3 protein-coding genes are annotated in these 6,247 nt (G+C 38.6%); all 3 read right to left on the bottom strand.

What is annotated here, in order from left to right; translation table 11 throughout:
* Nucleotides 1-294 precede the first annotated feature (294 nt).
* Entirely contained in the window at nucleotides 295-3,564 is a 3,270-nt protein-coding gene (locus Q0394_RS10650) for a DUF4214 domain-containing protein (RefSeq protein WP_298947544.1), read from the bottom strand.
* A 111-nt stretch (nucleotides 3,565-3,675) separates the two neighbouring features.
* Nucleotides 3,676-4,974: a TolC family protein gene (locus Q0394_RS10645; protein WP_298057379.1), complete on the bottom strand. Its 1,299-nt coding sequence runs from the start codon at nucleotides 4,972-4,974 to the stop codon at nucleotides 3,676-3,678.
* Entirely contained in the window at nucleotides 4,964-6,247 is a 1,284-nt protein-coding gene (locus tag Q0394_RS10640; RefSeq protein WP_298947542.1) for an HlyD family type I secretion periplasmic adaptor subunit, read from the bottom strand. Before Q0394_RS10640 ends, Q0394_RS10645 begins: the two co-directional genes overlap by 11 nt.

Genomic DNA, 6,247 nt, shown 5'->3' with positions numbered 1-6,247 from the left:
GTGTGTTTCTTGAGTTTTTGGGTATCTTTACAGAATACTATTGCTAATTATAGCACAAAAAAATAAAATTTGTTTAAGAAAATTTATTTATAGAATATTAGGAGAGCAAAAACTTATTTATGCAAAATAAAAATAAAATACAGAATTTTAAAGAAAATAGACTTGCTATTAAATTAAAATTTGGTCAAAAATGTTTTTGACCAAATTTTAAAATGTGAATAACTTTGAATCAAATTGAAATAAAAAAGATCATGCAGATTTTCCCCCGACTGCAACATCGGGGAAAAGATAGGATTAGTTGATATTCAACGTGTTTTCCGTATAGTCTGCAGTAAGAATAAGGTCATCTGATCGTACACCAGCTAGTTTAACAACCGTATCGGCAGCGGTTAGAGTGTCCGGCGTGCCTACGGCAGTTGATGTTGCGTTATGAACGACATACGTATCTCCAGCATATGTAAAATAGAATACTTTATTCAAAATTGGAGAAGCGGATTGATTGCTTGCTATTGCAAGATTAATCGCTTCTTTAAGCGTTGTAGCATCTTTTACTACGCTATCCTCCACTCTCTCAAAGCCAGAAGATTGATCTAGGGCATTAAATTTGATCTTATCGCCGCCAGAAGCATCACCTACGACAATATATTTGCTAGCATCCACATCGGTCTTGGAGGCCCTAACATCAAACAAATCATTTCCCGCACCGCCGTTTATAGTAACGGTTTTATTAGCAACTAGAGTTTTTGTGATAATCTCGTCGTCGCCTGCGCCAAGGTCAATATCAACATTGTTTGCAACGTTGTTGGTAAGCATATTGTCAATAAGTGTAACCTTATCGTCCCCGCCAGTGGCCTTTAGTGATAATAAATTTGTATTAGAGTTATCTAAGGTTATAGTACCTTTTTCAACATTTTTAAGTCCGCTTAAGTCGATAGTCCTTACCGTATTGGTAGTATTTGCAGTATTTAAACTATAAATATCATAGCCTGCACCCAAATCGCCCGAAACTTTAATGTTTTCAACAGTATTAAGAGTAGCGTGGTTGCTGTAGGAGATGTCAAGTTTATCGCCTTTTACGGAACCTTCTATATCCGCTTTAAAATTTCTAGCCCCAGCCATTGCAACTTGTATATTGCCATTTGCTCCTGTTATTTGTGAAATTTTAAGGGTAATATCGTTTGCAGCTAAAATCCCCTGCAAATCAGTTAGTCCAAGAGTTTGGCCAAAATCTACATTCATTTTATCTGCATAGATATTGCCAAGCACCGTTTGATGCGCAGTGCCGCCTTTGATAACAAAACTATCTTTTACGAGAGTTTCAATATTTACACCGCCGACTAATATAAATTTTTGAATATTAACGCTATTGTTAACAATGTTTACAGATCCCGCATGCTCGATATCAAACTTTACTTCACCTTGAGTGTTGTTGTTTAAAAACGCATTAATTGTACCTTGCGTATTTAAAGTAGCGTTTAGAGATTGGTATCCTTGTTTCTCCATGGTAGCCTGCAAATGATCTGCTGTCAAGTTTATATCCTGGATAGATAAAGCAGTGCCAGCAACTACGGTAGCTGATGATTTTTCGGACGTTCCTTTTAGATTAATAGTAGAAAGCGACTCAAGTTTTTCGGAGTCTCCTGTGAAATCAAATCTACCGGCCGTAGTAATATCAAGATTTTGCAACGCTTTCATGTTATTATCGTTAGCTTTAAATACGCTGTCTTTTTGAACGCTCACAATTTTCATGGTAGTAGCTTTTTCCGCCTCAAAGCTAAGACCTTTAGAAACAACATCCAAAGAGTCTATGTTAAGATTTATAGACGTAGCTTTATTTGCAGTAACCGTTGCTTCTCCAGACATAATACCTTTTAAATTAACATTAAGACTTGTGGCTTCTGCAGCGTTAATGCTTCCTAACTGCGTATCGTATTGGTTGTCATTAACATAGTTGATAGTTTTTAGAGCAGTAGAGTCTATTGTAATAAGATTACCGCCTTTAGTGTTTGTTATATAGTCTAAAGTATCCACCTTAGAATTTATAATATTTACTTTTGTATTAGGAGCTTGAGTATCTTTTAGACCTATAGTAAGTCTAACTACATCAGGCGATTTTTCCAAGTCAACAACAGCCGGGTTAAGAGGATTGGTAACTGTAGCATTTTTAAATATCAAATGCTCAACAGAAGTCGTAACAAGCTTTCTTGCAGTATCAAGACCACCTGTTAAGTTATCAAATTCTAAAGTATCATAGCCCTTTCCGCCATCAACGCGTAAAACACCGATAGTGCTTGCATCAATGTCTGCTTTAATAGTATCGTCAGCACTACCGCCTTTTATATTTTCCAACACTGATTTTGATTTAACCAAATCAGCAAGCAACTTGGCCTTCAATTCAGAAGCATCAAAGCTCTTAGTATTTGCAGCAACAGCAACATCTAAACTAGCATCACCAGAAACCTTAACATTTTCAGTATTCACATCTTTAATATAACTTGCTCGACCTTGAGTTTTGATATTTAAAGTCTCTATACCACTAAATGTAGTAGGAATAGAGTTTGAAAGCATACCGATAGGGGTGCTTGCGCCTACATTATCGAGTGTTAAATTTTGAACATCGCTATTACCAGATATAGTGTTAGACTGATATGTTAGCGTTATATAGTCATTTCTGAGGTCAGCTACGCTAAAGTCAATAATATTGGCCAAATTGATAACCCTAACAGCATTATTTCCATCAAGTTTGGCGCTCTTAAGACCGGTAACGCCGTTAGCATTAAACTCTTTAAGCGCTCCACCGTTATTTATTAGGTTTAAATTTTCTACATTTTTTAGCTCGCCTGTAGTAAATCCATTAAAATTTGTATTCATAGTAACGCTTAGAGTGTCGTTTCCTGTGCCACCGTCAATTTTGTCCTCAGGATTAAGAGTATTTTCGGAAAATACAGAGCTTGCGACAGCTTTTATGACATCAGTTTTAGCCGTACCGTTAACAGTATCCGCTGAAGTAGTAAGCGTATGAAAATCAGCATTTGCCATCTCGTCTACCTTGACTTTTTGCTCAGCCAAATTTGTAGAATTTGTAGTTCTAATTATCTCTTGGAATGGCGTATAGTTGTAATCGCCTGTACCATTTTGACTGATATTTGAAATTTTCTCCGCCATATATTTAGAAATTTCGGTCTTATTCTCAAATACTTTTGCCGCTACAGGATCCGCTGCTTTGGCTATTGCAGAAGTAGCTACGTCAAAAAGTTTGACGAGCATATCGCCTCTTGAGTTTCCGAGTTGAAGGTGTTTTACCCAGGAATTAATACCGTCAGGGTCTTGAGAATAATCTTTGCCCAAGATGTTCTTGTAGACCATCTCTACAAAGTCTCTATCTTGATCTATACTACCGCCGTAATACGCTATAGCCGCATCCGATTTTAGCATATCATTAGCTATCTGCGCTTGAGTTTTAGTTGCTCCTGCGCTTACCCATGCGTTAAAGCCCGCGCCTTCAGGGGCACGATTAAATAACGCTACGTAAAGCTGTGCAACTTGTGCTTGTGTTACTGCCATTAAGGACTCCTTTTTAGTGTGTTTCTTGAGTTTTTGGGTATCTTTACAGAATACTGTTGCTAATTATAGCATAAAAAATCACTTAAAACGTAAAAATTTAAAAAATAAATTTTACTTAAACGCTCTTTGCAAGTCCCGCATCATATCAACCGATATATTAGAATTAAGCCACTGGATTTCCAAATATGCGAGGACCAAATTATAAGATGCCGTTAGCGCTTCGTTTCTGGTTTTAAAAACCCTAGCGCGAGCGTCAAACAAATTTACCGCATCTTTCAAGCCCTCTTCGTAGCCTCTTTCTATTGATTTTACGTAAAGCTCCGCATTTTCCAAAGAGCGCTTCATTAACTCGCATTCGTCGATATAATTAAGATAGTTATTTATCGCTCTTTTTTGGCTGATCTCTATCTCTTTTTGAATATCTTTTTGTTGCTCGACACTAGCTAGTCTTAGTAGTTTACCCTCCTCTACTCTTGAGCTGGTCGCACCACCTGTATATAAAGGCAGAGTAAATCGCAACATAGTATCCAGCTTTCTTCTTCTGTCACCGGAATAGTCGTTGTCTATGTAGTATAAATTTGCATAGCTGATACTAAAATCAAGCGTAGGGAGATGCTCGCTTTTTCTCTTTTTGTATTCTTGTTCTGAGATTTCGACGGCCAAAACGCTATCTTGAAATTTAAAATTTCTAGCTACATCGCTAAAATTCGACAAATTTACTTTTTTGAAAAATTCGGTATCAATGTTTGAGAAGCTATCCTTCACCTCGATCTCTTGCCCGACTAGCTTTACTAGCTCTAGCTTTGCTACTTCGATATTTAGCTTAGCTTTATTTACGCCCAGCAACGCCTCGTCTAATCTAACTTTAGATTCGAGCATATCCATTTTATTTACCAACCCGAATTCCAAAGACTTCTGCATTTGGTTATATTTGGCGCGGTTGGCTTCTTCGTAGCTCTGAGCAAGAGCTAGCGTCTCTGATGCGAAAGTATAGTTAAAATATGCCTCCACGACCCTTTTTGCTAGTTCTTGTTTGGTATTTTCATACATCAGCTCGTTGCCGCGCACCCTGATTTCTTCTTGATTTCTTTGATACCAGATTGCCGGCCTAAATACGCTCTGACTAAGGCTAACGCCTACTTTTTTATAGCTTTCGTTTATTTTTGATACTCTTCGCCTGTCCATTCTGTCGTATTTTTCGCCGACATATGCAGCTTCGGCGTTAATAGTCGGCAAAAACATGGCCGTAGCTTGTGATAGCCTCTCTTGAGAGGCCATACTATTATACATGGTCATTTTAAGCTCATTATTATTTTCGAGCGCCATTTCGTATGCCTGAGAAAGGCTAACGCTTTGAGCAAAAGCTAAATTTGAAGCCAACAAGGCCGAAAGTAAAATTTTAGTCTTCATTAAATGCCCTTTTAAACATATCTATAAACGGCTTTAAGACATACTCAAGCATCGTCCTATCGCCGGTTTTGATCATTACTTCGACCGGCATTCCGGGAACTATAAAAAAGTCGTTTCTTTTAAACTCTTTCATGCCCTCTTCGGTAAGCTCGGCTTTAATATCGTAAAACGAGTGACCTGCATTATCCTGAATACTATCGGCCGATACGTACGTCACTTTACCTTCCATGACGAAGCTCGGCCTGTGCTGAAATGCGCTAAATCTAATATCGGCAAGCTGTCCCACATGCACCGTATCAATATCTACTACGTTTAGTCTAGCCTCTACGACATAGTCGGTCTCGTTCGGCACTATACTCATTATTCTCTCGCCGGGCCTTATTACGCCTCCGATAGTATGAAAGGCTAGCTCTACGACGCTACCCTCGACCGGAGATTTTACGATAGTACGCTCGGATTGATCTTTTAAAGCATTATAACGCTGTTGCAGATCCACAAGACGAGTTTTAGCGTCTTCAAGCTTTTTTAATACATCCTCTTTAAAGGTTCTGTCTCTTAATATAATTTGAGCTTGCGTCTCGGTAACCTGGACATTTAGTCTTGCTATCTCGGCCTTACCCGCAGCTATTTCGCCCTCGACCGCCGTTTTTTCTCTATTTAGGTCGCGTAGCCTGACTTTGTCGGCTAACTGTTCCTTAAATAGCCTCTCCCACTCTTTAATCTCTTCGTTCAAAGATTTTATACGGTCTTGTTTGGCGCTTACTATCGCATTTGCGCCTTTGATTTGATTTTCAAGCTGTTTTATGCGTTGCTTTAGGATGGATTTTTCTTCATCCAAAAGCTTTTTTTGCGCATTAAATATACTCAACTGCCCGTCTATAGCCTCTTTATAGCCTTCGATTTGCTTTATTTCGTCGCTAAATTTGACTTCCGTCGCATCGTCTTTTTGGGCTTCCAATCTAGAAACTATGACGCTGGTTCTTAAAAATTCTGCTCTAACTACGCTCATCTCGCTTTGCAAAGCGACGTTTTTGATCTCGACGAGCGGATCGCCCTCTTTGACCATATCTCCGTCTTTAACGAAAATTTTATCTACGACGCCGCCCTCAAGGTGCTGGATAATTTTTTTATTGCTAACTACGCCTATTTTACCGACGGCTACGGCAGCGCTATTAAGAGGCGCCATGCCGAGCCAAATTCCAAAAACTCCGACTAGCAAAAATATAACGAACAACCCAAAATTTACGGTGCCTTTTTCATTTTTAAGTATCAT

The sequence above is a fragment of the uncultured Campylobacter sp. genome, from assembly GCF_938039205.1.
Taxonomy (GTDB): domain Bacteria; phylum Campylobacterota; class Campylobacteria; order Campylobacterales; family Campylobacteraceae; genus Campylobacter_A.
Note: the sequence above shows the minus strand (reverse complement) of the source record. Positions and strands in the feature narration are given on the sequence as shown.

Coding starts and splice junctions, on each gene's coding strand:
- Q0394_RS10650 (WP_298947544.1), bottom strand. CDS start 3,564: ATGGCAGTAACACAAGCACAAGTTGCACAGCTTTACGTAGCGTTATTT.
- Q0394_RS10645 (WP_298057379.1), bottom strand. CDS start 4,974: ATGAAGACTAAAATTTTACTTTCGGCCTTGTTGGCTTCAAATTTAGCT.
- Q0394_RS10640 (WP_298947542.1), bottom strand. CDS start 6,247: ATGATACTTAAAAATGAAAAAGGCACCGTAAATTTTGGGTTGTTCGTT.